A 26,367-nucleotide genomic window follows, 5' to 3' on the forward strand; every position below is an offset into this window, starting at 1 on the left:
CTGCCCGCCTGCCGGTCCGTCCTACTTGTCGATGTCCCCGACCACGAAGAACAGCGACCCCAGGATCGCCACCATGTCGGCCACCAGGGTGCCCGGCAGCAGTTCGGTGAGCGCCTGGATGTTGTTGTACGAGGCGGAGCGCAGCTTGAGGCGGTACGGGGTCTTCTCGCCCTTGCTGACGAGGTAGTAGCCGTTGATGCCGAGGGGGTTCTCGGTCCACGCGTAGGTGTGGCCCTCGGGGGCCTTGAGGACCTTCGGCAGGCGCTGGTTGATCGGGCCCGGCGGCAGGTCGGCGAGCCGGTCGAGGCAGGCGTCGGCGAGGGCGAGGGCGTTGTGGGTCTGCTCCAGGAGGCACTCGAAGCGGGCGAGACAGTCGCCCTCCTCCCGGGTGACGACCTTCAGGACGTCCTGGAGTTCGCCGTACGCCAGGTACGGCTCGTCGCGCCGCAGGTCGAGGTCGACACCGGAGGCCCGTGCGATCGGGCCGCTGACGCCGTACGCGTGCACGGCCTCCGGGGACAGGACGCCCACGTCGCGGGTACGGCCCCGGAAGATCTCGTTGCCGAGGACCAGGTCGTCGAAGACGCCCATCCGGGAGCGGACGTCCGCGACCGCCGTACGCGCGCGGGCGGTCCAGCCCGCCGGAAGGTCCTCCTTGAGGCCGCCGACGCGGTTGAACATGTAGTGCATGCGCCCGCCGGAGATCTCCTCCATCACGTTCTGGAGCTCCTCGCGCTCCCGGAACGCGTAGAAGACCGGGGTGATGCCGCCCAGCTCCAGCGGGTAGGACCCGAGGAACATCAGATGGTTCAGGACCCGGTTCAGCTCGGCGAGGAGCGTGCGCATCCAGACCGCGCGCTCGGGGACCTCCATGCCGAGCATGCGTTCGACTCCGAGGACGACGCCGAGTTCGTTGGAGAAGGCGGAGAGCCAGTCGTGGCGGTTGGCGAGCATGATGATCTGGCGGTAGTCGCGCGCCTCGAACAGCTTCTCCGCGCCCCGGTGCATGTAGCCGATGACCGGCTCGGCGTGCTGGATCCGCTCGCCGTCGAGGACGAGCCGCAGCCGCAGCACTCCGTGGGTGGACGGGTGCTGCGGGCCGATGTTGAGCACCATGTCCGTGCTCTCGGCGGCACCGCCGATACCGACCGTCGTCTCTCGGGTCTCCGTCGGGGGAGTCATGGACACAGTCTGTCGTACGTACGCTTGCGAAATGGAGACGGGGACCTTGGAGGACGGCGCCGGACGCGCGGAGGCCGAACCGGTCTGGACGGGACTGCCGCGCGGGCTGCTGCGGATGAGGCGGCTGTTGCTGGTGGTGTGGCTGGTGCCGCTCACGATCGCCACGGCCGTGCTGCCGGGCTGGCTGGCGGGCCCGCCCTGGGCGGCGTTCGCGCTGCTGCCGCTGGGCGTGCTGCTGTGGGGCTGGCCGGTGCTGGGCCGCAACTGGCGGTCCTGGCGGTACGCCGAACGGGCCGACGACCTGCTGATCAGCCGGGGCGTGCTCTGGCGTGAGGAGACCGTGGTGCCGTACGGGCGCATGCAGCTGGTCGAGGTGACCTCCGGGCCCGTGGAGCGGCACTTCGGCCTGGCGAGCGTCCAGCTCCACACGGCCGCGGCCGCCTCGGACGCCCGCATCCCGGGCCTCGACCCGGCCGAGGCCGAACGCCTCCGCGACCACCTGACCCAACTGGGCGAGGCCCGATCGGCAGGGCTGTGACGGTGCCGGCACAGGACGCGGACGACACGGCACGGGCGGAGCGGAAGGTGGACACGGCGGAGGCCACTGACGAACGCAGCGGGGCGGCCGGGGGCGCTGACGGGCGGGGCGGGGTGGCGAGGGCGGAGGATGCCGGCGAGGTGGCGGGGGCGGGGGCCGAAGGCACCGGCGCCTTCGGGCCGGGCGAGAGGGCGGAGGCGAGGCCCGGGGCCGCTGAACGACACGGCGGGATGCCACGGACCACGGACACGGACGGACCGGGCGAGGCCGCGGGAACCCAGGACGGACCTGGCGAGGCCGCGGGAACTCAAGACGGACCTGGCGAGGCCGCGAGGGCCGACGACGAGACGGGCAGGACGGCGGAGGCGAAGGTCGAGGCCGCCGGTGAGGACCCGAAGGCAGGCGCCGACACCGCCGGTGCGGCCGCGGCGGCGACGGAACAGGCCGCTGACCGGCGCGCGGCACCACCGGCCGGGAGCGCCGGCGACGGCACTGCCGGAGGCCGGGGCGAGCCCGGTGAGGTGGCGGGCGCGAGGGCCGGGGGCATCGATGCGGCCGTGGTGGTGAGCGGTGGTGGTGACGTGGGTGGGGCGGTGGTCGTCGAGCATCGGCTGCATCCGGTGACGCCGCTGCGCCGGGCCTGGGCGCCGGTCGCGGTGCTGATCGGCTGGGCGGTGCACGATCCGGACGGGGCGCAGCGGAACCTGATGCGGCTCGACACCTCGACGCTGCTGATCGCGCTCGCCGTGTTCATCCCGGCCGCCGCCCTGTACGGCTTCCTGACCTGGTGGTTCACCCACTTCGCGGTGACCGACAGCGAACTGCGCATCCGTACCGGCCTGTTGTTCCGCCGCACGGCCCACATCCGCCTCGAACGCATTCAGGCCATCGACGTCACCCGCCCGCTGCTGGCCCGGATAGCGGGCGTCGCCAAGCTCAAACTGGACGTCGTCGGCGCCGACAAGAAGGACGAGCTGGCCTACCTCGGCGAGGCGCACGCCGGCGCGCTGCGGGCCGAACTCCTCGCCCGCGCCGCCGGTTTCGCGCCGGAGACCGCGCGCGAGGTCGGCGAGGCTCCCGTACGGCAGCTGCTCAAGGTCCCGGCGGGGGTGCTGGCCATGTCCCTCGTCCTGACCGGCGCCACCTGGGGAGCCCTGGTGGCCGCGGTCGTCGTGCCGTCCGTGCTGTGGTTCGCCACGGAGAGCGTGTGGACCGTCCTCGCGACCGCGCTGCCGCTGCTCGGCGCGGCCGGGGCGAGCAGCGTGGGACGGTTCGTCGGGGAGTACGACTGGACGGTCGGCGACTCCCCCGACGGGCTCCGCATCGACCACGGACTCCTCGACCGGGCCCACGAGACGGTCCCGCCCGGCCGGGTGCAGACCGTACGCATCGTCGAGCCGCTGCTGTGGCGGCGGCGCGGATGGGTCCGGGTCGAGCTGGACGTGGCCGGTTCCTCGAACTCCGTCCTCGTGCCGGTCGCGCCGCGCGAGGTGGCCGAGGCCGTGATCGCGCACGTGCTGCCCGGGGTGGCCGTGCCGGACGCGGCGGCGCTCGTACGGCCGCCCGGCCGCGCCCGGTGGTGCCTGCCGTTCTGGTGGCGGGGGTACGGACTCGCCGTCGACGGCTCGGTGTTCGCGGCGCGGCACGGACTGCTGCGGCGCCGGCTCGACCTCGTACCGCACGCGAAGGTGCAGAGCGTACGGCTGGCGCAGGGGCCCTGGCAGCGGTACAAGAGGCTCGCCGACGTCCATGTCGACACCGGCGCCAACAAGACCGTTACCGCGCGACTACGGGACGCCGGCGAGGCAGCGGAGCTGCTGCGGGCCCAGGCGGAACGATCCCGCACAGGGCGGCGGGAGGCTCTGCCGGACCGGTGGATGGCGTGACGCCGGGGCCCGGGCGGTAGATGCGTGGGGCGCCCGACCGTCGAGGTCGGGCGCCCGGTTGTCGATGGCTGGTGACTGGTGACTGGTGACTAGGACGCCGCTGTGCGCAGGCCCTGGATGTCGATCTGCTCCGTCTCGTCGTGGGCCGTGAGGTCGATGACCTGGCCGACACCGCGGGACGCCTCGTCGGCCTGCTTGAACCGGGCCTCGGACTCGGCCTTGTGGAGCGCGAGGGCCTCCTGGCCGACCACGTCGGCGAGGTCTTCGTTCTGCACCGCCTCCAGGGCGTCCGCGCCCTTCTGGGTACCGAAGAAGTCGAACCCGCCTTCGACGGACGCCCGCCGCCACGGCGCGGCCGGCACGACGGCCACGGCGGTGGGCACCGTGAAGTGACCGGCCGGCGGAAGCGCGGGCAGCGCACGCCCCGACGGCTCCACCCGCGTCAGCTCGCCCACCCCCGTCGACCGTGCCGGAGCGGAGACAGCGGGTACGGGATCGGCGGTCGCGCGCTCGTGTCCGCGGACCGCCACGGACTTCCCCGCGGCGTCGTCCTCCTCGGCGGTGAGCACCGGAACGGGCTCCTGCGCCGACTCGGCGGAACGTCCCTGCCGAGTACCTCCATCGGTCGGTCCGTCCGGATCACCCTTGGGCGAAGGCGGCCCCTTGGGGCCCTTCGGCGCCTGCCCCTCGGCGGACCCGGCGTCGGCGGACCCGGCGGGGGCGGATCGGTCCACGGACGCCTCGGCCGCGACCGGTTCGACGGGCTGTTCGACGGGCTGTTCGTCGGCGGAAGCGGTTTCCGCGCCGGCGTCTGCGTCTGCGTCTGCGTCTGGAGCGAATTCAGGCTCGGGCTCGTACGCCGGCTCGGCGGCGTTCTCGCCTTCGGTACCGGCGCCTCCGGCCTCCACGTCGGCGGGCGCGTCGGGCTCGGCCCCGGTGTCGATGGCCTCGGTGTCGATGGCCCCGGTGTCGATGGCTTCGGCTTCGGCTTCGGACAGGGACACGGGGTTGGTGGCGTTGGCGGAGACGGTCTCAGTCTCGGCCTCGGGCCCGACCGCAGCCACGATCTCGCCGTCGGTCTCCGACACGGCCGTGCTCTCGGCCACGGCTTCGCCGTCGACCCCGATCTCCGTCTCGGCCTCGTCTCCCGCCGTGCCCTGCTCCGAGCCCCGCTGGGTGATGATCCGGTCCAGCGCCGAGTTGGCACGCAGGAAGAGCCCGGACCCGGACGGTGAGAACACCGCGGAGTTCGCCTCCTCGTCCCCGAGGTCCTCCGCGAAATCCTCCCCGGCGTCCTCCCCGAGATCTCCCCCGAACTCCTCCCCGGCGTCCTCCTCGTCGGCGTCCGCGTCCCCGTCCACCGCCGAACCACCCGCACCCGCGCCGGCCGGGGCAGCCACAGCCCCGCCCTCCGGTGCGGCAACCGACTTCGCCGACTTCGCCGCCTCCACCGCTTCCGCGGCCTTCGCGGCGGCCTTGGAGGCCGTCTCCCACGAGGCCCAGGGCGCGCCCGCCGCCGGAACCCCCTGTGGCGGCACCGGCGAGGCCTGGGACGCCGCGCTCACCTCGTCGTCCTTGCCCGCGTCCTCGTCCGCCCCGGCCGCCGGCAACTCCCGTGCCTCCTCCGGCACGGTCGCCTCGATCTCCAGCAGGCGGCGGCCCTCCAGGGCACTGGCCCGCTCGGTCTCGGCGGTGGCGTAGCGGCGCAGCAGCGCGGCGTGTTCGTTGCGTAGGCCCGCGAGTTCGGTGCGCTTGGCGCGGAGTTTGTGCTCCAGCTTGGTGCGCAGCTCGCGCGACTCGTCGAGGTCGGTCTCCAGCTCGGCGACGCGCTCCTCATGACGCCACTCGTCGCTCGCCCGCGCGCGCGTGAGGTCGGCGACGCGTTTGCCCGCCTCGACGTCCCAACGGCGCATGACCGCCGCGCCCACGGCCGCGGTCGCCGCCGCGACGGCTGCGGTGACCCGGAGCACGGACTGCTCGGAGAACACCCAGGGCCCGAGGGCGCAGACGAGCGAGACGCCTGCGATCGCCGTGGGGGGCAGCAGCCTGTGCAGAGGAGGTGAATGGCGGTGACGTCCACGTGGCATGGCCAGAAACTTACCGCGCGTAGGCGAATGATGGTGGCCCGGGCCGTAAAAACTCAGCCGCCTCTCTCAGCTCTCACAAGCCCTCACAGGCTTCCTCACCGCCGGTGCACCAATGCGCCCACCGGCGACTCCTCTCTTGGATCAACCCCATTGAATCCGGATACGCCTTGGCCACATCTGCTTCTCCCCTGCGGCCGGTGAATTCCGGCGAATTGCCGAGGGCCCCGTCCACCCCCTTGTCGTCACCTCTCCGACCATCTGCGCACCGCGGGCCCGCACGCCCCTCACCGGTCGCTCAGCCGCCCGCTGAGCCACTGCAGGGTCGCCGGGATCTCCCGCCGCCACGTGTTGAAGTTGTGCCCGCCGCTGTCGAGGATGATCGACGAGATCCGCGTCGGCCGCTTCTCCTCCACCGACTCGATGAACTTCAGGGTGTCCTTGTAGTTGGTCTCTCCCTGTTTGCTGCTGGTGACCAGCAGAGAGGTGTCCGGCGCCGGTCGGTGCGCGAGATACCAGAAGAGATCCGCCTCGTTCCGTGACGTCTTGTCGCCGTGGAAGAGATCACCGGTCGTCGGGTCGCTCGGCGCCTTGTAGTACGGCGAGAGGCCCGCCCCGGCGGCGTACACCCGAGGGTGGTGCATGGCCAGTTTCAGCGCACAGTAGCCGCCGGTCGAGTCTCCGACGATCCCCCAACTCCCCGGCCTTTTCCCCACCCTGTAGTGATGGCCCACGGCGTCCGGCAGGTCCCGCGCGAAGAACGACTCGGTCCGCGGTCCCCCCGGCACGTCCACGCACTCGGTGTCGCGCGGCGGCGCCACGGTCGGCCGCAGCATGATCAGGATCATCGGCTGTGCCGTGCCCTCGCGGGCCAGCCCACGGGCAGTCCGCGGATAGTGGAGTCCCTTGACGAGCGCCTCGGCGGTGCCGGGGTAGCCGGTGAGGACGACGACGGCGGGGAAGGTCCGGGTGCGGTACCGCGCCTGGAAGTACTCCGGCGGCAGGTACACGTACGCCGGGGTGGCGATCCGGGTCGTACGGCCGACGATCTCGACCTTCTGGATCTGGCCGCCGGCCTGGGGGCGGGTACCCCCGGTCCCGTTCAGCGGCTGGGTGTCGACGACCCGCAGCGGTCCGCCGGTGTCGGCGCCGTCGTGGTCGACGACCACACCCTGGCCGCTCTCCCGGCCCAGGAGGTCGGCCCAGCTGGCGTAGAACCCGAAGGCCTGGTTCGCGACGAGGCCGACCGAGGCGAAGAGCGCGACCTGCGTGGCCAGCAGGACGGCGATCCGGCCGCCGACCGCCCGCCAGCCGTGGCGGGCCAGTCTCGGCCACAGCCACACCGTGCCGGCGAACAGCAGCACGGCGGACAGAACCGCCAGGACCAGAACCGTGTCGCTCGTGAGACCCATCGGGTTGTCTCCCGCCGCCCTTTCTTTCCTTGTCTTTCCTTGTCCTTGGGTTCAGCTTTCCGTTGGAGAGTGAACCTCCCTCGCCAAGGCACCGTCCTAGAGGGCGCAATGTCGCCGGATGCCGGAAAAGGCACCGGATCCAAGCTCACTCGCGGAACAACGGGATGCGATGTCTGTCAGGACAGATGGGGAAATGTCGGGCGAGGTTCCGGTCCGCCCGGACCGACTCCCGGCGGGCGCCGTAGGGCGCGGATACGGCGCCGTGCGCGGCGCACTGCGCGGGCCGCGCCCCGAGGCCGTGCCCGCCCTGGTCGCCAGGGCCTGCACGCTCGTCGGCCTGGTGGACATCGCCGCGGGCGTGTTCCCGCGCTTCCGGAACAGCCGTATGCACACACTGGCCGAGGTGCTCCCGGGCGCCCTCGGCCCGTTCGCGGCGGCCCTCTCGCTGAGCGTGGGCGTCCTGCTGCTGCTCCTCGCCCACGGTCTGCGCCGGCGCAAACGGCGAGCCTGGCGGGCGGCCGTGGTGCTGCTGCCGGCCGGGGCGATCGCCCAGTTCGCCTACCGGCACTCGCTCGTCGGCGTGCTCGTCTCGCTCGCCCTGTTCGTCCCCCTGCTGCGCCACCGCGACGAGTTCCGCGCCCTGCCCGACCCCACCAGCCGCTGGCGGGCGCTCGCCAACTTCGTGCTGATGGGCGCCGGGTCGATCGTCCTCGGTCTGCTCGTCGTCAGCGCCCACCCCGGGCGCATGGTCGGCGACCCGAGCCTCGCCGACCGGCTCGAACACGTCATCTACGGTCTGTTCGGCTTCGAGGGCCCGGTCGGCTACCTCGGCACCACGTCCTGGACGGTGGCCTTCTCGCTCGGCGCCCTCGGCCTGCTGACCGCGATCACCACCGTCTACCTGGCCTTCCGCCCCGAACACCCGGCGGCGCGTCTCACCGACGACGACGAGGTACGGCTGCGCGCCCTGCTGGACCGGCACGGCGGCCGCGACTCCCTCGGCCACTTCGCGCTCCGCCGCGACAAGGCGGTCGTCTTCTCCCCGAGCGGCAAGGCCGCGGTCACCTACCGCGTCGTCTCCGGGGTGATGCTGGCCAGCGGCGACCCGATCGGCGACGTCGAGGCCTGGCCCGGCGCGATCGAACGCTTCATGGACGAGGCCAAGGCCCACTCCTGGACCCCGGCCGTCATGGGCTGTTCGGAGACGGGCGCCGAGGTGTGGACCCGCGAGACCGGCCTCGACGCCCTCGAACTGGGCGACGAGGCGGTGGTGGACGTCGCGGATTTCTCCCTCGCCGGACGCGCGATGCGCAACGTGCGTCAAATGGTGAAGCGCATCGAGCGGCTCGGTTACGAGACCCGGGTCCGGCGCGTCCGTGACCTCGGCGAGGCGGAGCTGGAGCGGATCCGCCGTGCCGCCGAGGACTGGCGCGGCACCGACACCGAACGCGGCTTCTCGATGGCGCTCGGCCGCGTCGGCGACCCGGCCGACGGCGACTGCCTCATCGCCACCGCGCACAAGGCGGACGAGGTCCCCGGCCCGTACGGCGACCTCAAGGCCGTACTCCACTTCGTGCCCTGGGGCCCCGACGGCGCCTCCCTGGACCTGATGCGCCGTGACCGCTCGGCGGACCCCGGCATGAACGAACTCCTCATCGTCGCGGCCCTCCAGGCGGCTCCCCGCCTGGGCGTGCAGCAGGTCTCCCTGAACTTCGCGATGTTCCGTTCGGCCCTGGCCCGCGGCGAGAGGATCGGCGCGGGACCGGTGCTGCGCGCCTGGCGCGGCCTGCTGGTCTTCCTGTCCCGCTGGTTCCAGATCGAGTCGCTGTACAAGTTCAACGCGAAGTTCAACCCGCGCTGGGTGCCCCGCTTCGTCGTCTACGCCGCCTCCCGCGACCTGCCCCGCATCGGCCTCGCCGCGATGCAGGCCGAGGGCTTCGTCCACCTCGCCCTCCCCTCTGTGCTGCGCCCGCGCCCGAAGGTCCGCCGGCCGTGCGCGCACACGGTGGCGGACCAGCACATCGGCGAACAGAACGTCCGTGCGGCCTAGGACCTCGGTCACCTGGTGCCGGGGGCCCCGGCTCGGGGCAGGGCCCCCGGCGCCGTGGGCCTAGGCTTGACGCATGAGCAAGCAGAACGGGCGCGGTCAGGTGGCCGGAATGCCCGTGTGGGACCGTTGCGCGGTCATGGGGGTCGTCAATGTCACCCCCGACTCGTTCTCCGACGGCGGCCGCTGGTTCGACACCACGGCGGCGGTCAAGCACGGCCTGGACATGGTCGCGGAGGGCGCGGACCTGGTGGACGTGGGCGGTGAGTCGACCCGGCCCGGTGCCGCCCGCGTCGACGAGGCCGAGGAACTCAAGCGCGTCATCCCCGTCGTGCGGGGGCTGGCCTCCGAGGGCGTCACCGTGTCCGTGGACACCATGCGCGCCTCCGTCGCCGAGCAGGCCCTCACCGTCGGCGCCGCCCTCGTCAACGACGTCAGCGGCGGCCTCGCCGACCCCGCGATGATCCCGGTGGTGGCGGCCGCCGGCGCCCCCTTCGTGGTGATGCACTGGCGCGGCTTCCTGGAGGGCGGCAACGTCAGGGGCGTCTACGAGGACGTCGTCGCCGAGGTGGCACAGGAGCTGCACGCGCGCGTGGAGGCCGTTCTGGAGGGCGGTGTCGCGCAGGACCGCGTCGTCGTGGACCCCGGCCTCGGCTTCTCCAAGGACGCCGAGCACGACCTCACCCTCCTCGCCCACCTCGACCGGCTGCTCGGCCTGGGCCACCCCCTCCTGGTCGCCGCGTCCCGCAAACGGTTCCTCGGCCGGGTCCTGGCGGGCCCGGAGGGCGCCCCGCCGCCCGCCCGCGAACGGGACGCCGCGACCGCCGCCGTGTCGGCCCTGGCCGCCCAGCAGGGTGCCTGGGCGGTCCGGGTGCACGAGGTCCGCGCCACCGCCGACGCGGTCCGCGTGGCCCGCGCCATCGAAGGGGCCCGGGAGCGGTGAGCGCTCCCCACACCGACGTCGAACAGGTCGAACTCGCCAACCGGGCCTTCTACGAGGCCATGGAACAGGGCGACTTCGAGACGCTCTCCTCGCTCTGGCTGACCCCCGCCGACGTGGGCGTGGACGAGGAGTACCACGACCCCGCCGAGACGGGCGTGATCTCCTGCGTGCACCCCGGCTGGCCCGTCCTGACCGGGCGCGGCGAGGTGCTGCGGTCGTACGCGCTGATCATGGCGAACACGGAGTACATCCAGTTCTTCCTCACCGACGTGCATGTGTCGGTCACGGGGGACACCGCGCTCGTCACCTGCACCGAGAACATCCTGAGCGGCGGGCCGGCGCCGGACGGCAGTGACGAGCTGGGACCGCTCGTGGGACAGCTGGTGGTGGCCACGAACGTGTTCCGCCGCACATCCGACGGCTGGAAGCTCTGGTCGCACCACGGCTCCCCGGTGCTGACCGAATCCGATGAGGACGAGAGCGAGGACACACCGTCCTGACGGGGTAGGCGGTCCACCCGGGCCCGCGTGCGCGAGGGTTGTCGTGGCTCGCAGGTAGATTCGGAGGTGGCCGGTGTGCCGAGCGCGCACGGATGACACGGATGACACGGGTGACATCGGCCGTTCCCGACGACTGCAGGAGTGATTCGCGTGGATCGTGTCGCGTTGCGTGGCCTCAGGGCCCGTGGACACCACGGGGTGTTCCCGCACGAGCGCGAGGAGGGCCAGACCTTCGTGGTGGACCTCACGCTCGGCCTGGACACCCGGCCGGCTGCCGCCGACGACGACCTGGCGAAGACCGTGCACTACGGGATCGTGGCGGAGGAGGTCGTCGCTCTCGTGGAGGGCGAGCCGGTGAACCTCATCGAGACGCTCGCCGAGCGCATCGCCCGGGCGTGCCTGGAGCACGACGGGGTCCAGGAGGTCGAGGTCGCCGTCCACAAGCCGAACGCGCCGATCACCGTCCCCTTCGACGACGTGACCGTCACCATCACCCGGAGCCGAGTATGACCGCGTTCTTCGCCGCGGGTCACAGCGACCCGACCGTACAGCCGGTGCCCGCCTCCGTCGTACAGAAGGTGGACGAGGCCGACACGACCCTGCACAACCCCCGCCGGGCGGTGCTCTCCCTCGGTTCGAACCTGGGCAACCGGCTGGAGAACATCCAGGGCGCGATCGACGCGCTGGAGGACACACCGGGCGTACGCGTCAAGGCCGTCTCGCCGGTGTACGAGACCGAGCCCTGGGGGGTGGCGCCGGGCAGCCAGCCCTCGTACTTCAACGCGGTCGTCGTCCTGAAGACCACCCTGCCGCCCTCCTCGCTGCTGGAGCGCGCCCAGGCCGTCGAGGAGGCCTTCCACCGGGTGCGGGACGAGCGCTGGGGCCCGCGCACGCTGGACGTCGACATCGTGGCGTACGCGGACGTCGTCTCCGACGATCCGCTGCTCACCCTGCCGCATCCGCGCGCGCACGAACGGGCCTTCGTCCTCGCCCCCTGGCACGACGTCGACCCGGAGGCCCGGCTCGTCGGCCGCGGCCCGGTCGCCCTGCTCCTGGACGATGTCACCCGCGAAGGCGTGACGCCCCGCGCCGACCTGGAACTCCACCTGCCCGCGTAGTCGTTAAGGTCTACCGGGTCGGGATCATCCCCGACACCGTCGGGACCACCGGCCGGGCCGACCGCCCGCCGCCCGTGGACCCCGGCTTTCCGTGGACCACCGGGCTCGTCGAAGGGGCATCGTGAAAGAGCTGCGCATCAGGACGCTGGCCGCGGTGTTCGTCGTCGCGGGGGTGCTGTCCTGGGCCGGGGCCCGGCTGTGGAGCTCGGTGGACACCCTGCCGAGCGTCCCGCTGGCCGCGCCCATCGTGCTCGCCCTGATCGCCACCGTCCTGACGGCCACCGCGGTGTCCCTGCGCAACCGGCTCAAGGCCCAGCGGGAGCGCCGGCCGGGCGCCAAGGGCGTGGAGCCCCTGATGGCCGCCCGCGCGGTCGTCTTCGGCCAGGCCAGCGCCCTCGTCGCCGCCCTCGTCGCCGGGATGTACGGCGGCGTCGGGATCTTCCTCCTGGAGTACCTGGAGATGCCGGCCCGCCGCGACCAGGCCATCTACGCCGGGTTCTCCGTCCTCGCGGGCATCGGCGTGATAGTGGCCGCCTTCTTCCTGGAGCGCGTCTGCAAGCTCCCGGAGGACGACGACACGGGCGGCGGCGCGGCCCGCGCGACGTAGCGGCCCGGCCGAACGCGCGGGGGTTCAGCGGGCCATGATGAGGCTCATCGCCTCGTTGCGGGTGGCCGCGTCCCGCAGCTGGCCGCGCACGGCCGACGTGATGGTCTTCGCGCCGGGCTTGCGGATGCCCCGCATCGACATGCACATGTGCTCGCACTCCACGACCACGATGACCCCGCGCGGCTCCAGGATCTCCATCAGCGAGTCGGCGATCTGCGTGGTCATCCGCTCCTGCACCTGGGGCCGCCGGGCGTAGACGTCCACCAGCCGCGCCAGCTTCGACAGGCCGGTGATCTTTCCGCTGGTGGACGGGATGTACCCGACGTGCGCGACACCGCGGAACGGGACCAGATGGTGTTCACAGGTGCTGTAGACCTCGATGTCCTTCACCAGGACCATCTCGTCGTGACCGAGGTCGAACGTCGTGGTCAGCATTTCTTCCGGCTGCTGCCACAGCCCCGCGAATATCTCCCGGTACGCTCGCGCCACCCGCGCCGGTGTCTCCCTGAGCCCCTCCCGGTCGGGATCCTCGCCGACCGCGATCAGCAGCTCCCGTACGGCGTTCTCGGCGCGCTTCTCGTCGAACTCGCCGATGGCGCCCCCACCGTCCAGCGTCACGGGGTCGGTCATGTCGTGCCTCGCTCCTGAGCCTGACGACGCGCACGGCCACGCGTCTCATTTTTCGGCCATGTTCCGGTCATACGAAAAGGCCGTGCCCCCCAGGCTAGAACCTGGGGGGCACGGCATCCATTCCGGGCCTGACGAGGCGGCCGGGGCCGGGAGCCGAGGCTCCCGGCGGTGGCCGGTTCTCGCCGGTGGGGCGTCAGCTCTCCGCGTTCTCCTCCGGAGTCGCGTCGACGGGCGCCTTGGTGGTGATCGCCGGCGTCGCGCCGTTCGCGCCGTTCGTCAGTGCCAGCTCCCGGGGGGAGAGCACCGGCGGACGGGTGGAGGGGGTGCGGCGGGAGGAGCCGGTCCAGGCGGGCCGGGGCGGACGCTTGACGATGGGGGCGAAGATCTCGGCGATCTGCTCCTTGCCCAGCGTCTCCTTCTCCAGCAGCTGCAGCACCAGGTTGTCGAGGACGTCGCGGTTCTCGACCAGGATCTCCCAGGCCTCGTTGTGCGCGTTCTCGATGAGCTTCTTGACCTCTTCGTCCACGAGCGCGGCGACCTCTTCCGAGTAGTCGCGCTGGTGAGCCATCTCACGTCCGAGGAACGGCTCGCTGTTGTCGCCGCCGAACTTGATGGCACCGAGACGCTCGGTCATGCCGTACTGGGTGACCATCGCGCGGGCCAGGCTGGTGGCCTTCTCGATGTCGTTCGAGGCGCCCGTGGTCGGGTCGTGGAAGACCAGTTCCTCGGCGGCGCGGCCACCCATCATGTAGCCGAGCTGGTCGAGCATCTCGTTACGGGTGGTCGAGTACTTGTCCTCGTCCGGCAGGACCATCGTGTAGCCGAGGGCGCGGCCCCGGGACAGGATGGTGATCTTGTGGACGGGGTCGGAGTTCGGTGAGGCCGCCGCGACCAGGGCGTGACCGCCCTCGTGGTACGCGGTGATCTTCTTCTCCTTGTCCGACATGATCCGGGTCCGCTTCTGCGGGCCCGCGATCACACGGTCGATCGCCTCGTCCAGCATGTGGTTGTCGATCAGCTTCCTGTCGCTGCGGGCCGTCAGGAGCGCGGCCTCGTTCAGGACGTTGGAGAGATCGGCACCCGTCATGCCGGGGGTGCGGCGGGCGACGGCGCCGAGGTCGACGTCGGGCGCGACCGGCTTGCCCTTCTGGTGGACCTTGAGGATCTCCAGACGGCCCTGCATGTCCGGGCGGTCGACGGCGATCTGGCGGTCGAAGCGGCCCGGGCGCAGCAGCGCCGGGTCGAGGATGTCCGGGCGGTTCGTCGCGGCGATGAGGATCACGCCGCCCTTGACGTCGAAGCCGTCCATCTCGACGAGCAGCTGGTTCAGCGTCTGCTCGCGCTCGTCGTGACCACCGCCGAGGCCGGCGCCGCGGTGGCGGCCGACCGCGTCGATCTCGTCGACGAAGACGATCGCCGGGGCGTTCGCCTTGGCCTGCTCGAAGAGGTCACGGACCCGGGAGGCACCGACACCGACGAACATCTCGACGAAGTCGGAACCGGAGATCGAGTAGAAGGGGACGCCCGCCTCGCCGGCGACGGCGCGCGCCAGCAGCGTCTTGCCCGTACCGGGCGGGCCGTAGAGCAGCACACCCTTGGGGATCTTGGCGCCCACGGCCTGGAACTTGGCGGGCTCCTGCAGGAACTCCTTGATCTCGTGGAGTTCCTCGACGGCCTCGTCCGCGCCGGCGACGTCCGAGAACGTCGTCTTCGGGGTGTCCTTGGTGATGAGCTTGGCCTTGGACTTCCCGAAGTTCATGACCCGGGAGCCGCCGCCCTGCATCTGGTTCATCAGGAACAGGAAGACGACCACGATGAGGACGAAGGGGAGCAGGGACAGCAGGATGCCGACGAAAGCGTTCTGCTTGGTCGGGGAGACCGTGTACCCGTCGGGGATCTGCTTGTTCTGGAACTTGTCCTGCAGGGTGTTGGCGAGGGTGACGCCCTGGTCGCCGATGTAGCTCGCCTGGAGCTTCGAGCTTCCCTCGATCTTCTGGCCGTCCTTGAGCTGCACCTTGAGGAGCTGCTCTTCGCCGGTGGTCAGTTTGGCTTCTTTGACCTTGTTGTCATTGATCGCCTGGACCACCTGGCCGGTGTCCACCGTCTTGTAGCCGCCGGACGAGCCGACGACCTGCATCAACACGACCACGGCAAGGACGGCCAGCACGATCCACATGACTGGCCCACGGAAGTATCGCTTCACGTCCATCCATACGGAGCGGTGCCGCCCCGTCCCTCCTGCCATAGTGAGTTTGATAAAAGACTGTTCTTCGGACGGTACCCCAGCATTGTCACCCGAAGCCGCAGGGGACTGTCGGCGATCCCGTCCTCGCATGCTCCAACGGCGCGAAACCCGCTGGGGTTCCCGAGCGTCTTACGGGGGTTGTTCAGCCGCCGTAGACGTGGGGCGCGAGCGTACCGACGAACGGGAGGTTGCGGTACTTCTCGGCGAAGTCGAGGCCGTAGCCCACGACGAACTCGTTGGGGATGTCGAAGCCGACCCATTCCACGTCGATGGCGACCTTGGCGGCGTCGGGCTTGCGCAGCAGAGTGCAGATCTTCAGGGACTCGGGCTCGCGGGAGCCGAGGTTGGAGATCAGCCAGGACAGCGTCAGCCCCGAGTCGATGATGTCCTCGACGATCAGGACGTGCTTGCCCTTGATGTCGGTGTCGAGATCCTTGAGGATCCGCACGACACCCGAGGACTGGGTGCCCGCGCCGTAGGAGGACACGGCCATCCAGTCCATGGTGACCGGGGTGGACAGCGCCCGCGCGAGGTCCGCCATGACCATGACCGCGCCCTTGAGGACTCCGACGATCAGCAGGTCCTTGCCCGCGTACTCCGCGTCGATCTTCGCGGCCAGCTCGACGAGCTTCGCGTCGATCTCTTCCTTGGTGATGAGCACCTCTTTGAGGTCGGCACCCATGTCTTTCGCGTCCACCCGCATCACTTTCGGTCGGTCGTCCCAGGGCCGCTCCCGGACGCCCGCACTCCGTGCGGGGGATCCGGGGCCCGTGTGAGGGGCCCCTTCGGCGTCCGGATTTCAGCCTTGCCGAATCACCAGTCTGCCACCCTGGCGCTGGGCGACGACTCGGCCGGGGAGATTGATGGCCCCCTGACCGCGCCAGCCGGTGATGAGCCGGTCGACCTCCTCGATGTGCCGGGCGAAGAGGGAACCGGCCGGGGCACCGGCCTCGATGGCGACCCGGCGCAGGATCCGGCGGCGTACGGCGGGCGGGAGCGCGTAGAGCTTCGCGCACTCCAGCAGGCCGGCGGCGTCGCGGACGGACGCCTCGGCCTGACGGGCCCAGGTGTCCAGGGCGTCGGCGTCGTCCCGGGAGAGCTGGGCCGTACGGGCGAGGGCCTCGACGACGCCCTTGCCGAGCGCCTTCTCCAGGGCGGGCAGGCCCTCGTGGCGGAGCCTGGACCGGGTGTAGGCGGGATCGGCGTTGTGCGGGTCGTCCCAGACGGGCAGCGACTGGACCATGCAGGCCTTGCGGGCGGTCTGGCGGTCGAGCTGGAGGAAGGGGCGGCGATAACGGCCGTCGGCCCCCGAGACCGCGGCCATACCGGACAGGGAGCGGATGCCGGAGCCGCGGGCGAGACCGAGCAGGACGGTTTCGGCCTGGTCGTCGCGGGTGTGGCCGAGCAGGACGGCGGTGCCGCCGTGGCGTTCCAGCGCGGCGTCGAGGGCGGCATAGCGGGCGTCCCGGGCGGCGGCCTCGGGGCCGCCCTCGCGGCCGACGGTCACGGCCACGGACTCGACCGGGTCCAGGCCCAGTTCGCGCAGGCGCAGGGCGACTTCCTCGGCGCGCAGGTCGGAACCGGGCTGCAGACCGTGGTCGACGGTGACGCCGCCGGCGCGGACGCCGAGCTTGGGCGCCTCGAAGGCGAGGGCGGAGGCGAGGGCCATGGAGTCGGCGCCGCCGGAGCACGCCACGAGCACGAGCGGGCGCTCGTCCCCGCCGGCTCCCGTGCGGGAGGCCCCCGGGCGCGCGGACGCGCTGCGCCGGACGTCGATGGGCCCGGCCGTGGGGGGCACGGCCGTGGGCGGCGCGGGCGCCGGTCGCGCGCCCGTGCCCGAGGGCGCGCCGGGGGTCGCGTGGGCGGGCGCGCGCAGGGTGGTGTTCGTGTCGTGTTCGGTGAGGAGGTCGTGGAGTACGCGGCGTACCGCCAGGCGTATCGCCGCGACCGCGGGGTGGGGACCCATGTCCGGTTCCCTTCATGAAATTGTCGGGGGGTGAGCCCGGGTTCGGTCACTCAGAGTGTGTAGATGGTGACAGAACCGGGCCGTTCCCCGAGCATTGCACGCCTACCCCTCGCTCACGGTCCCTCGGACGGGTGATTGGAGGTGCGTTTGCCTGCCGTAGGCCGGATTCGTTCACCACGCTCACGCGTGGCTCACGACTCCGCCTTGCGATGCACCCGTGTGACCCAGTCCGCCGGTTTGGCGATCTCCGCCTTGGTCGGCAGGGTGTTCGGTGAGGTCCAGACACGGTTGAAGCCGTCCATGCCGACCTGTTCGACGACCGCCCGTACGAACCGCTCGCCGTCCCTGTACTGCCTGAGCTTGGCGTCCAGGCCCAGCAGCTTGCGCAGGGCCTGGTCCAGGCGGGAGGCGCCCTTGGCCCGTCGCTGCTGGAACTTCTCGCGGATCTCGGCGACCGAGGGCACGACGGCCGGGCCGACCCCGTCCATCACGTAGTCGGCGTGGCCCTCCAGGAGGGACATGACGGCGGTCAGCCGGCCGAGGATCTCGCGCTGGGCGGGGGTCTGCACCAATTCCACGATCGAGTGACCGTCGTCGCCCACCTCTCCCTCGGGCCGGCCACCTGCGAGTGACTGGGCGGCCTCCCGGATGCGCTCCAGGAAGGTCGTGGGATCGACCTCCGTCTCCCCCAGGAACGACTGGATTTCACCCTCCAGGTGGTCCCGCAGCCAGGGGACGGCCGTGAACTGGGTCCGGTGCGTCTCCTCGTGCAGACACACCCAGAGGCGGAAGTCGTGGGGCTGGACGTCGAGTTCGCGCTCCACGTGCACGATGTTCGGCGCGACGAGGAGCAGTCGGCCCCCGCCGTTCTCGCCCGCCGGGAGTTCGCGGGTCGCCGGGGCGAAGGTCTCGTACTGACCGAGGACCCGCGAGGACAGGAACGACAAAAGCATGCCCAGTTCGACGCCGGTGACCTTGCCGCCGACCGCGCCGAGGACGGCGCCGCCCGGGGTGTTGCCGCGACGTTCCTGCATCTTCTCCAGCAGCGGCTTCAGCAGCTCCCGGAAGCCGGCCACGTTGGCCCGGACCCAGCCGGGCCGGTCCACCACCAGGACGGGGGTGTCGTCGCCCGTGTCGGGCAGCATCCGCGTGTAGGCGCGGACGTGTTCCTCCGACGCCTTCGCGTGCCGGCGGAGCTCGGCGACGATGGCCCTGGCCTCGTCGCGGCTCACCTCGGGGCCCGGCCGTACGAGCCGGGTCGCGGTCGCCACCGCGAGATTCCAGTCGACCATCTCGGCACCACCGATACGAGTCATGTTGTCAACCGTACGTGAGCGGTGCCGCTTGGGGCAGGCCGTGGGGTGGGGGGGGTGGGTGCGGTTGTGACTCGGGTGCGGGTGGGTGGGGCTTCTCGCGCCCACGCGGCGGAGCCGCACGTCGACTCCGCCCCGCGCCCCTGAAGCCCCAGGGCTTCGCCCCGGCCTTCCCCTTCAGCGGCAGCCGCAGGTCGCCAGGGTGGAGGTGGCGTCGGTCAGTGCCTTCTTGGCGAGGTCGGTGTCGGCCATGTCCGTCTCCGTCGCCAGGAAGGCGAAGGCGAGGAGGCGGCCGTCGGCGTCGACGACCGTACCGGCGAGGGTGTTCACGTTGCTCAGGGTGCCGGTCTTGGCGCGGACGACGCCGGTACCGGTGGCGTCGCTGGGGTAGCGGCCGCGGAGGGTGCCGGTGAAGCCGGCGACGGGGAGGCCGGTGAGGACGGAGCGGAGTTCGGGGTGGTCGGGGTCCGCGGACCTGGCCAGGAGGGTGGTGAGGAGAGCGGGGGTCAGTTCGTTGCCGCGGCTGAGGCCGCTGCCGTCCGCGAACTCGACACCGCCGAGGGGCAGTTCGAGCTTCTTCAGTTCCTTCTCGATGGCCGCCGCGCCGCCTTCGAAGCTCGGCCGCTCGCCCGTCGCGAGCGCGACCTGGCGGGCCAGGGCCTCGGCGATGTCGTTGTCGCTCTGGGTGAGCATGCGCTCGACCAGGGTCGACAGGGGCGGGGAGGAGACGGCGGCGAGTTCCTTCGCGTCCTTCGGGGTCTTCGCGGAGCCCTCGGTCTTCACCTCGACGCCCCGCTCCTCCAGCAGGGAGGCGAACGTCGCGGTGGCGGCCGCCGCCGGGTCCGGGGCGCGGTCCGCGCTGCCGCTGGACGAGTCGTCGAGGCGGGCCTCGTCGGCCATCAGCGGGACGACCAGGGCGAGGTTGCCGTTCACGCCGATGGTGTGCTGCTCGGGGCCCTCGTAGAGGGAGGTGTCGCGGGTGAGGGTGATCTTTTTCAGGTGGCGCTCGTCCAGGGCGGCGGCCGTCTCGTCGGCGAGGGTGCGCAGGCTCGCGTAGCCGCCCGTGTCCTGGTGCGCGGTGAGGGTGGGGTCGCCGCCGCCGACGAGGACGACCTCGGTGGAGTCGGGCGCCAGGACCGCGCGGGTCTCGATGCGGTGGTCGGGGCCGACCGCCGAGAGGGCGGCGACAGCCGTGGCGATCTTGGTCGTGGAGGCGGGGGTCAGGGCGTCGTCCGCGTTCTGGGCGTACAGCCGCTTGCCGGTCGCGACGTCGACGACGGCGGCCGCGCGGCGGGGGCCCAGGACGGGTGCCTTCAGGAACGGGTCGAGGGCGGCGGCCAGGGCGCCGGATGCGGGCAGGGAGTTCGCGCCGGAGGCGCCGTCGAGGCCGGCCAGCACGGCGGGGGCGCTCGGCGCGGGCTTGGGCGCCCCCGCCGTGCCGGACGACGTACCCGAACGACGTCCGTGATCTGCGCCACCCTGGCCGGCCCCCGATGCCGCCCAGGCGCGCTCGGCCGTACGCTGACCGGAGGAGTCCCAGGGTCCGGCGGCGGTCACCGCCCCGGCCGAGAGCACCAGCCCCAGGGTGGCCGCGCCGGCGGTGAACTGGAGGGTCGTGAGCTTCTTCGCGCTCCCCGCGAGCTGCGAAGAGCGTGCCGTGACGGCGCTCGTGACGCGTTCGACGCCGGGTTTCACCACCCGTGCGACGCGCGCGGCACCGGGCTCGACGGCGCGTACGACGCGCGCGATCCCCGGTTTCACGCCGCGCGCGACCCGCGCCACATGCGGTCTCGCGGCCCGCCAGACCTTCGGCTCCCGCACGACCACCAGCCCCTTTCGCGATCACCCACCTGCGTGAGGGACACTTAACCACCAGAACTATGTGTTGATCATGGAGGAGCCACCGGTGGAGTTCGACGTCACGATCGAGATTCCGAAGGGTTCGCGGAACAAGTACGAGGTGGACCACGAGACCGGTCGGATCCGCCTGGACCGTCGACTCTTCACCTCGACCGCCTACCCGACCGACTACGGCTTCGTCGAGAACACCCTCGGCGAGGACGGCGACCCGCTGGACGCGCTGGTCATCCTGGACGAGCCGACCTTCCCGGGCTGCCTCATCAAGTGCCGCGCGATCGGCATGTTCCGGATGACGGACGAGGCCGGCGGCGACGACAAGCTGCTGTGCGTCCCGGCGACCGACCCGCGGGTGGAGCACCTGCGTGACATCCACCACGTCTCGGAGTTCGACCGCCTGGAGATCCAGCACTTCTTCGAGGTCTACAAGGACCTGGAGCCCGGCAAGTCCGTCGAGGGCGCCGACTGGGTCGGCCGCACCGAGGCCGAGGCCGAGGTCGAGAAGTCGTACCTGCGCTTCAAGGAGCAGGGCGGTCACTGACCCCGACGCTCTTGTCGGCTGATCACACGAACGGGCCGCGTGACCCCTTGAGGGGCGCGCGGCCCGTTCGCGTACCAGTGCGTTTCGGTGCGCATACTGAGGCGTACCGAGGTGTCGTTCAGGGAGTGCGGCGAAGTGGGAGTGACGGAACCGGCAAGGCGCGGACCCGCGGAGGGCCGTAAGCCGGTGTCGGACGAGGCGGGCGGGGCTTTCGTGCCGGTGGGCGTGGCCCTGGGGATCGACGGCGACGCGTCGGTGACCTCGGAGTTCAGGGTCCCGGCCGGGCTGGACGTACCGGCCGCCGGGGCGGAGTCGGAGGCACAGACGACCTCCGAGTTCGCTCTGCCGGAGGGGCTGGCGCCGCCCGAGCCGGTGGCGACGGAGCAGGAGGGGTCCGCGTTCAGCGTGCCGCGGACCTACAGCGCGCGGCACGCGCCGGTCGCGTTCACGCCGCCGGGCGGGGTCCCGGTCGTCAGCCTGACCAAGGACGTGCCCTGGCAGGACCGGATGCGCACGATGCTGCGGATGCCGGTGGCGGAGCGGCCCGCGCCGGAGTCGCCGGCGCGAACGGAGGGCGACACGGGGCCCGCCGTGCCGCGCGTGCTCGACCTCACCCTGCGCATCGGCGAACTGCTGCTCGCGGGCGGCGAGGGCGCGGAGGACGTGGAGGCGGCGATGTTCGCCGTGTGCCGGTCCTACGGCCTCGACCGCTGCGAGCCGACCGTCACCTTCACCCAGCTGTCGGTCACCTACCAGCCGTCGCTGGTGGACGACCCGGTCACGGCGGCCCGGATCGTCCGGCGCCGGGCCACCGACTACACCCGGCTCGCGGCCGTCTTCCAGCTGGTAAACGATCTCAGCACGCCGGAGAGCGCCCATACGCTGGAGGAGGCCTACCGGCGGCTCGCGGAGATACGGCGCAACCGGCACCCGTACCCCGGCTGGGCGCTGACCGGGGCGAGCGGGCTGCTGGCGGGCGCCGCCTCCCTGCTGGTCGGCGGCGGGGTCGTCGTCTTCGTCGCCGCCGCGCTGGGCGCCATGCTCGGCGACCGGCTGGCCTGGCTGTGCTCGGGGCGGGGGCTGCCGGAGTTCTACCAGTTCCTGGTGGCGGCGATGCCCCCGGCGGCGATCGGGGTGGCGCTGACCGTGACGCGTGTGGACGTGGCGGCGTCCGCCGTCATCACCGGTGGGCTGTTCGCGCTGCTGCCCGGGCGGGCGCTGGTCGCCGGGGTGCAGGACGGGCTCACCGGCTTCTACATCACCGCCTCCGCCCGGCTCCTGGAGGTCATGTACCTCTTCGTGGGCATCGTGGCGGGGGTGCTGCTCGTCCTGTACTTCGGGGTGAAGGTGGGCGCCGAGCTGAACCCGGACGCGGCGCTCGGCAGCGCGGACCGGCCGCTGTTGCAGCTCGGGGCCTCGATGCTGCTGTCGCTGACCTTCGCGGTGCTGCTCCAGCAGGAACGATCCACCGTGCTGGCGGTGACCCTCAACGGGGGCGTCGCCTGGGCCGTGTACGGGGCCATGCACGAAGCGGGCGGGATCTCGCCGGTGGCCTCCACGGCGGTGGCCGCGGGGCTGGTGGGTCTGTTCGGGCAGCTGCTGTCGCGATACCGGTTCGCCTCCGCGCTGCCCTACACGACCGCGGCGATCGGGCCGCTGCTACCGGGGTCGGCGACGTACTTCGGGCTGCTGGCGTTCGCGCAGAACGACGTGGACGCGGGGCTGGTGTCGCTGACCAAGGCGGCGGCGCTGGCGATGGCCATCGCCATCGGGGTGAACCTCGGGTCCGAGGTGTTCCGGCTGTTCCTGCCGGGTGCCGCGCGGGCGGGGCGCAAGGCCGCGAAGCGCACGCGAGGCTTCTAGCGGCGCCGGGTGCTCGTGGGGCCGAGCGGCCCCGTGCCCCTCACGAGCGGGGCGCGGGGCCTTGGCCGTTCAGTACCGCGGGTGGTCCTGGCCCTGATAGCCCTGCTGGTTCTGCTGGTTCTGCTGGTTCTGGTGCGGGGGGTACTGGTTGCCCTGGGGGTACTGCTGGGCGTACGGCTGCTGTTGGGGCTGCTGGTAGCCGTAGTCCTGGTGGCCCTGCTCGCCCTGGTTGCCGTAGCCCTGCTGCTGGTAGCCCTGGTTGCCGTAACCCTGCTGCTGGTAACCCTGGTTGTCGTAGCCCTGGTTGGGGTCGTACGGCTGCTGCTGGGGCTGGTCGGAGGACGGGATGCGGCGGAGCTGGGTCGTCGCGTCGTCCATGGCCGGGGCGGCGGGGGGCTGTTCCGACTGCTGGGGGCGGTTCTTCTTCGCCTTCCTCGCCTTGAGGAGCTCGAAGACGATCGGAAGCACGGAGATGAGGACGATCAGGATGAGCATCGCCTCGATGTTCTTGCGGACGAACTCGATCTGCCCGAGCCAGGAACCGAGCAGGGTGACGCCCGCGCCCCAGAGGACGCCGCCGACGATGTTGAAGATGAGGAACGTGCGGTACTTCATGCCGCTGACACCGGCGATGATCGGCGTGAAGGTGCGCACGATGGGCACGAAGCGGGCCAGGATCAGGGATTTGGGCCCGTGCTTCTCGAAGAACTCGTGCGCCTTGGTGACGTTCTCCTGCTTGAACAGGCGGGAGTCCGGCCGCTTGAACAGCGAGGGGCCCACCTTCTTGCCGAACATGTAGCCCGCCTGGTCGCCCAGGATCGCGGAGACGCAGATGAGCACGATGGCCAGCCACAGCGGGAAGTCCAGCGTCTTCGCGGTGATCAGCATGCCCGCCGTGAAGAGCAGCGAGTCGCCCGGCAGGAAGAAGCCGATGAGGAGGCCGGACTCGGCGAACACGATCAGGAGCAGGCCCCAGATACCGAACGAGTCGAGCAGATAGTCCGGATCCAACCAGCTCGGTCCGAGGGCGATCGTCGTCACGGTTCCGGGCTCCTGGGGGGTGAGAGAAAGTGCGGGCCTGTGGGTGGGGACCCACGGCGGTGGGACCCACAGGGGTGACCAAAGCTATCAACGCACGGTCACCCCACTAGGTTCCACCGGCTCCCCCAGGGTGCCCTGTGGCCGCACTGAGACCAAGCTGTGTGGTCAGCCGGGGGTTCAGGGGCGCCGCCGGTCCGCGTTGGCGTGGATCGCGTCCCGCAGGTGTTCGGCGAGACCGGGGCGTACGCCGTCGTAGAAGGCCTTGAAACGCTCGTCGGAGACGTACATCTCGCCGAGGTTCCGGTGCATCTCGTACGGGCAGTCGTAGAACCAGGTGCTGATGTGCTGCCGGTGCTCCTCCGCCATGGCCGTGGCGGCCTCGCCGGTCGGCTCCTCGCCGGCGGTCATCAGGGCGTCGTAGCGCGCGCCCCAGTCGGCCACCTCGTCCTGCATGCGCTGCCAGTCGGCCTTGGTGTACGAGGCGGCGCGGCGCTGCGACTCGGCGTACGCCTCCGTGCCGCCCCAGCGCTGTTCCGCCTCGTCGGCGTACTGGTCGGGGTCCTTGTCGCCGAAGACCTCGAACCGTTCCTCGGGGGTGAGGTTGATGCCCATCTTGCGTGCCTCCATGGCGTGCTCCACGGCCGCGGCCATCTTCTGCAGCTTCTCGATCCGGGCGGTCAGCAGCTCGTGCTGGCGGCGCAGGTGCGTCCGCGGGTCCGCTTCCGGGTCGTCGAGCAGGGTCGCGACCTCGTCGAGGGGGAAGCCGAGTTCCCGGTAGAACAGGATCCGCTGGAGCCGGTCGAGGTCGTCGTCGCCGTAGCGGCGATGACCGGCGCCGGTGCGCTCGCTCGGGACGAGGAGTCCGATCTCGTCGTAGTGGTGCAGCGTGCGCACCGTGACCCCGGCGTAGCCCGCGACCTGTCCCACGGTGTGGCCCATGCTTGCGCTCCCTTTCTCGGTACGCGTTCCAGACTGGGTCCTCACGTCACGTGAGGTGCAAGTCCGTTTCCGCCTTGCTGCATGTGAGGTGCGAGTCCCGGGCAGCGGACCTACCGTCGGATACATGCCACTGCACCGATGGGACAGCGACGACGCGCAGGACGGCGGGGCCGGGCGGAAGGACGGGCACCGGCTCGCCGTGAACCCCTTCTACGGTCAGGCCGCCAACCCGATCGGCGGGATGACCGAGGCCCCGCCCAAGCATCGGCTCCCGGACGCGCCGCTGCCCCCTTCGACGGCGTACCAGCTCGTCCACGACGAACTCATGCTGGACGGCAATTCCCGGCTCAACCTCGCCACCTTCGTCACCACCTGGATGGAGCCGGAGGCCGGGGTGCTGATGGGTGAGTGCCGGGACAAGAACATGATCGACAAGGACGAGTACCCGCGCACGGCCGAGCTGGAGCGGCGCTGTGTGTCGATGCTCGCCGATCTGTGGAACGCGCCGGACCCGGCCGCCGCCGTGGGCTGCTCGACCACCGGGTCCAGCGAGGCCTGCATGCTGGCCGGGATGGCCCTCAAGCGGCGGTGGGCGAAGCGGAACGCCGACCGGTATCCCTCGGCGGACGCCCGGCCCAACCTCGTGATGGGCGTCAACGTCCAGGTCTGCTGGGAGAAGTTCTGCAACTTCTGGGAGGTCGAGGCCCGGCAGGTGCCCATGGAGGGCGACCGGTTCCATCTCGACCCGGCGGCGGCCGCGGCGCTGTGCGACGAGAACACCATCGGGGTCGTGGGCGTCCTCGGCTCCACCTTCGACGGGTCCTACGAGCCGATCGCCGAGCTGTGCGCGGTCCTCGACGACCTGCGCGACCGTACGGGGCTGGATGTGCCCGTCCATGTCGACGGCGCGTCCGGCGCGATGGTCGCGCCCTTCCTCGACGAGGAGCTGGTGTGGGACTTCCGGCTGCCCCGGGTGGCGTCGATCAACACCTCGGGGCACAAGTACGGGCTGGTGTACCCGGGGGTCGGCTGGGCGCTGTGGCGGTCCGCGGAGGAGCTGCCGGAGGAACTGGTGTTCCGGGTGAACTACCTGGGCGGCGACATGCCCACGTTCGCGCTCAACTTCTCGCGGCCCGGTGCGCAGGTCGTCGCGCAGTACTACACGTTCCTGCGGCTCGGGCGTGAGGGGTTCCGGGCGGTGCAGCAGTCGACGCGGGACGTGGCGACGGGGCTGGCGGAAGAGGTCGGCAGGCTCGGTGACTTCCGGCTGCTCACGCGGGGCGACGAGTTGCCGGTGTTCGCCTTCACCACGGGCGAGGACGTCACCGCGTACGACGTCTTCGACGTGGCACGACGGATGCGGGAGCGGGGGTGGCTGGTGCCGGCGTACACGTTCCCGGAGAACCGGGAGGACCTGTCCGTGCTGCGGGTGGTGTGCCGCAACGGGTTCACGTCCGATCTCGCGGGGTTGTTCCTGGAGGACCTCGGGAGTCTGCTGCCCGAACTGCGGCGGCAGCCGGGGCCGTTGACGCGGGATGCGGGGGCGGCGACGGGGTTCCACCACTAGATGAATGAGTCCAAGGGGCTTTCGTCACGGTCAGTGGTCGTAGGCGATCAGTGACCGTTTGACCGGCTGCCCGGTGCGGTCGTTGTAC

At 71.5% G+C, this 26,367-nt stretch carries 22 protein-coding genes; 11 read left to right on the plus strand and 11 right to left on the minus strand.

Annotated features, from left to right (window positions below; translation table 11 throughout):
* Positions 1–21: 21 nt before the first annotated feature.
* The gene (locus ACWCRJ_RS37295) at positions 22–1,182 is read right to left on the minus strand and encodes an NADH-quinone oxidoreductase subunit D (RefSeq protein WP_450943445.1); all 1,161 of its coding nucleotides are present in this window, start codon (positions 1,180–1,182) and stop codon (positions 22–24) included.
* A 31-nt stretch (positions 1,183–1,213) separates the two neighbouring features.
* Between ACWCRJ_RS37295 and ACWCRJ_RS37300 the strand changes: the two genes are divergently transcribed.
* Both ACWCRJ_RS37300 and ACWCRJ_RS37305 read left to right on the plus strand, forming a co-directional pair.
* Positions 1,214–1,720, plus strand: a complete 507-nt coding sequence (locus ACWCRJ_RS37300) for a PH domain-containing protein (RefSeq protein WP_450943446.1) — start codon at positions 1,214–1,216, stop codon at positions 1,718–1,720.
* Between the two features lie 230 nt (positions 1,721–1,950).
* Complete coding sequence (locus ACWCRJ_RS37305; protein ID WP_450943447.1) at positions 1,951–3,606, plus strand: PH domain-containing protein; 1,656 nt, start codon at positions 1,951–1,953, stop codon at positions 3,604–3,606.
* 89 nt (positions 3,607–3,695) lie between these two features.
* Here ACWCRJ_RS37305 and ACWCRJ_RS37310 read toward each other — a convergent pair whose 3' ends face one another.
* Both ACWCRJ_RS37310 and ACWCRJ_RS37315 read right to left on the minus strand, forming a co-directional pair.
* A complete protein-coding gene (locus ACWCRJ_RS37310) occupies positions 3,696–5,693 on the minus strand; it encodes a hypothetical protein (RefSeq protein ID WP_450943448.1) in 1,998 nt (665 codons plus the stop codon).
* Positions 5,694–5,977: 284 nt separating this feature from the next.
* On the minus strand, positions 5,978–7,102 hold the full coding sequence (locus tag ACWCRJ_RS37315) for an alpha/beta hydrolase (protein WP_450943449.1): 1,125 nt from the start codon (positions 7,100–7,102) through the stop codon (positions 5,978–5,980).
* Between the two features lie 193 nt (positions 7,103–7,295).
* On the opposite strand from ACWCRJ_RS37315, the gene ACWCRJ_RS37320 reads away from it, so the two are divergent.
* The 6 genes from ACWCRJ_RS37320 to ACWCRJ_RS37345 all read left to right on the plus strand — a co-directional run bounded on the left by ACWCRJ_RS37320 (position 7,296) and on the right by ACWCRJ_RS37345 (position 12,317).
* On the plus strand, positions 7,296–9,152 hold the full coding sequence (locus ACWCRJ_RS37320; protein ID WP_450943450.1) for a phosphatidylglycerol lysyltransferase domain-containing protein: 1,857 nt from the start codon (positions 7,296–7,298) through the stop codon (positions 9,150–9,152).
* Positions 9,153–9,225: 73 nt separating this feature from the next.
* Positions 9,226–10,092 carry a dihydropteroate synthase gene (gene folP / locus ACWCRJ_RS37325; RefSeq protein ID WP_450943451.1) on the plus strand — a complete coding sequence of 289 codons (867 nt, stop codon included), beginning with the start codon at positions 9,226–9,228 and terminating at the stop codon, positions 10,090–10,092.
* Entirely contained in the window at positions 10,089–10,592 is a 504-nt protein-coding gene (locus ACWCRJ_RS37330) for a nuclear transport factor 2 family protein (protein WP_450943452.1), read from the plus strand. The genes folP and ACWCRJ_RS37330 overlap by 4 nt, the downstream gene beginning before the upstream one ends.
* Positions 10,593–10,742: 150 nt before the next feature.
* Positions 10,743–11,102 (plus strand): dihydroneopterin aldolase, encoded by a 360-nt coding sequence (gene folB / locus ACWCRJ_RS37335; RefSeq protein ID WP_450943453.1) that lies wholly within the window; start codon positions 10,743–10,745, stop codon positions 11,100–11,102.
* Positions 11,099–11,710, plus strand: a complete 612-nt coding sequence (gene folK / locus ACWCRJ_RS37340) for a 2-amino-4-hydroxy-6-hydroxymethyldihydropteridine diphosphokinase (RefSeq protein ID WP_005475796.1) — start codon at positions 11,099–11,101, stop codon at positions 11,708–11,710. The genes folB and folK overlap by 4 nt, the downstream gene beginning before the upstream one ends.
* A 121-nt stretch (positions 11,711–11,831) precedes the next feature.
* Positions 11,832–12,317 (plus strand): DUF3180 domain-containing protein, encoded by a 486-nt coding sequence (locus tag ACWCRJ_RS37345; protein ID WP_450943454.1) that lies wholly within the window; start codon positions 11,832–11,834, stop codon positions 12,315–12,317.
* Between the two features lie 24 nt (positions 12,318–12,341).
* Here ACWCRJ_RS37345 and folE read toward each other — a convergent pair whose 3' ends face one another.
* The 6 genes from folE to dacB all read right to left on the minus strand — a co-directional run bounded on the left by folE (position 12,342) and on the right by dacB (position 20,298).
* Positions 12,342–12,947: a GTP cyclohydrolase I FolE gene (gene folE / locus ACWCRJ_RS37350; RefSeq protein ID WP_450943455.1), complete on the minus strand. Its 606-nt coding sequence runs from the start codon at positions 12,945–12,947 to the stop codon at positions 12,342–12,344.
* A 193-nt stretch (positions 12,948–13,140) separates the two neighbouring features.
* Entirely contained in the window at positions 13,141–15,156 is a 2,016-nt protein-coding gene (gene ftsH, locus ACWCRJ_RS37355) for an ATP-dependent zinc metalloprotease FtsH (protein WP_450943464.1), read from the minus strand.
* A gap of 178 nt (positions 15,157–15,334) precedes the next feature.
* Positions 15,335–15,895 carry a hypoxanthine phosphoribosyltransferase gene (gene hpt, locus ACWCRJ_RS37360; RefSeq protein ID WP_046919677.1) on the minus strand — a complete coding sequence of 187 codons (561 nt, stop codon included), beginning with the start codon at positions 15,893–15,895 and terminating at the stop codon, positions 15,335–15,337.
* 96 nt (positions 15,896–15,991) lie between these two features.
* Complete coding sequence (tilS, locus tag ACWCRJ_RS37365) at positions 15,992–17,158, minus strand: tRNA lysidine(34) synthetase TilS (protein WP_450943456.1); 1,167 nt, start codon at positions 17,156–17,158, stop codon at positions 15,992–15,994.
* Between the two features lie 191 nt (positions 17,159–17,349).
* Positions 17,350–18,474, minus strand: coding sequence for a zinc-dependent metalloprotease (locus tag ACWCRJ_RS37370; protein WP_450943457.1), 1,125 nt, complete (start codon positions 18,472–18,474; stop codon positions 17,350–17,352).
* Positions 18,475–18,648: 174 nt separating this feature from the next.
* Complete coding sequence (gene dacB / locus ACWCRJ_RS37375) at positions 18,649–20,298, minus strand: D-alanyl-D-alanine carboxypeptidase/D-alanyl-D-alanine endopeptidase (RefSeq protein WP_450943458.1); 1,650 nt, start codon at positions 20,296–20,298, stop codon at positions 18,649–18,651.
* Positions 20,299–20,377: 79 nt separating this feature from the next.
* On the opposite strand from dacB, the gene ACWCRJ_RS37380 reads away from it, so the two are divergent.
* Both ACWCRJ_RS37380 and ACWCRJ_RS37385 read left to right on the plus strand, forming a co-directional pair.
* Positions 20,378–20,869, plus strand: coding sequence for an inorganic diphosphatase (locus tag ACWCRJ_RS37380; protein ID WP_020113767.1), 492 nt, complete (start codon positions 20,378–20,380; stop codon positions 20,867–20,869).
* A gap of 135 nt (positions 20,870–21,004) precedes the next feature.
* Entirely contained in the window at positions 21,005–22,732 is a 1,728-nt protein-coding gene (locus ACWCRJ_RS37385) for a threonine/serine ThrE exporter family protein (RefSeq protein WP_450943459.1), read from the plus strand.
* A gap of 69 nt (positions 22,733–22,801) precedes the next feature.
* On the opposite strand, the gene ACWCRJ_RS37390 is transcribed toward ACWCRJ_RS37385, so the two are convergent.
* Positions 22,802–23,773 (minus strand): VTT domain-containing protein, encoded by a 972-nt coding sequence (locus ACWCRJ_RS37390; RefSeq protein ID WP_450943460.1) that lies wholly within the window; start codon positions 23,771–23,773, stop codon positions 22,802–22,804.
* 177 nt (positions 23,774–23,950) lie between these two features.
* Entirely contained in the window at positions 23,951–24,712 is a 762-nt protein-coding gene (locus ACWCRJ_RS37395; RefSeq protein ID WP_450943461.1) for a MerR family transcriptional regulator, read from the minus strand.
* Between the two features lie 124 nt (positions 24,713–24,836).
* Here ACWCRJ_RS37395 and ACWCRJ_RS37400 point away from each other — a divergent pair, with 124 nt between their 5' ends.
* Positions 24,837–26,279: a glutamate decarboxylase gene (locus ACWCRJ_RS37400; protein ID WP_450943462.1), complete on the plus strand. Its 1,443-nt coding sequence runs from the start codon at positions 24,837–24,839 to the stop codon at positions 26,277–26,279.
* Positions 26,280–26,367: the final 88 nt, after the last annotated feature.

This window comes from Streptomyces sp. NPDC002324 (assembly GCF_053593335.1).

Excerpts from the sequence above, each read along its gene's own strand:
- hpt (WP_046919677.1), bottom strand. The coding sequence starts at position 15,895 with ATGCGGGTGGACGCGAAAGACATGGGTGCCGACCTCAAAGAGGTGCTC.
- folP (WP_450943451.1), top strand. The coding sequence starts at position 9,226 with ATGAGCAAGCAGAACGGGCGCGGTCAGGTGGCCGGAATGCCCGTGTGG.
- ACWCRJ_RS37300 (WP_450943446.1), top strand. The coding sequence starts at position 1,214 with ATGGAGACGGGGACCTTGGAGGACGGCGCCGGACGCGCGGAGGCCGAA.
- ACWCRJ_RS37395 (WP_450943461.1), bottom strand. The coding sequence starts at position 24,712 with ATGGGCCACACCGTGGGACAGGTCGCGGGCTACGCCGGGGTCACGGTG.
- ACWCRJ_RS37320 (WP_450943450.1), top strand. The coding sequence starts at position 7,296 with ATGTCGGGCGAGGTTCCGGTCCGCCCGGACCGACTCCCGGCGGGCGCC.
- ACWCRJ_RS37400 (WP_450943462.1), top strand. The coding sequence starts at position 24,837 with ATGCCACTGCACCGATGGGACAGCGACGACGCGCAGGACGGCGGGGCC.
- folK (WP_005475796.1), top strand. The coding sequence starts at position 11,099 with ATGACCGCGTTCTTCGCCGCGGGTCACAGCGACCCGACCGTACAGCCG.
- ACWCRJ_RS37315 (WP_450943449.1), bottom strand. The coding sequence starts at position 7,102 with ATGGGTCTCACGAGCGACACGGTTCTGGTCCTGGCGGTTCTGTCCGCC.
- ACWCRJ_RS37370 (WP_450943457.1), bottom strand. The coding sequence starts at position 18,474 with ATGACTCGTATCGGTGGTGCCGAGATGGTCGACTGGAATCTCGCGGTG.
- ACWCRJ_RS37295 (WP_450943445.1), bottom strand. The coding sequence starts at position 1,182 with ATGACTCCCCCGACGGAGACCCGAGAGACGACGGTCGGTATCGGCGGT.
- folE (WP_450943455.1), bottom strand. The coding sequence starts at position 12,947 with ATGACCGACCCCGTGACGCTGGACGGTGGGGGCGCCATCGGCGAGTTC.
- tilS (WP_450943456.1), bottom strand. The coding sequence starts at position 17,158 with ATGGGTCCCCACCCCGCGGTCGCGGCGATACGCCTGGCGGTACGCCGC.
- ftsH (WP_450943464.1), bottom strand. The coding sequence starts at position 15,156 with ATGGACGTGAAGCGATACTTCCGTGGGCCAGTCATGTGGATCGTGCTG.
- ACWCRJ_RS37305 (WP_450943447.1), top strand. The coding sequence starts at position 1,951 with ATGCCACGGACCACGGACACGGACGGACCGGGCGAGGCCGCGGGAACC.
- ACWCRJ_RS37310 (WP_450943448.1), bottom strand. The coding sequence starts at position 5,693 with ATGCCACGTGGACGTCACCGCCATTCACCTCCTCTGCACAGGCTGCTG.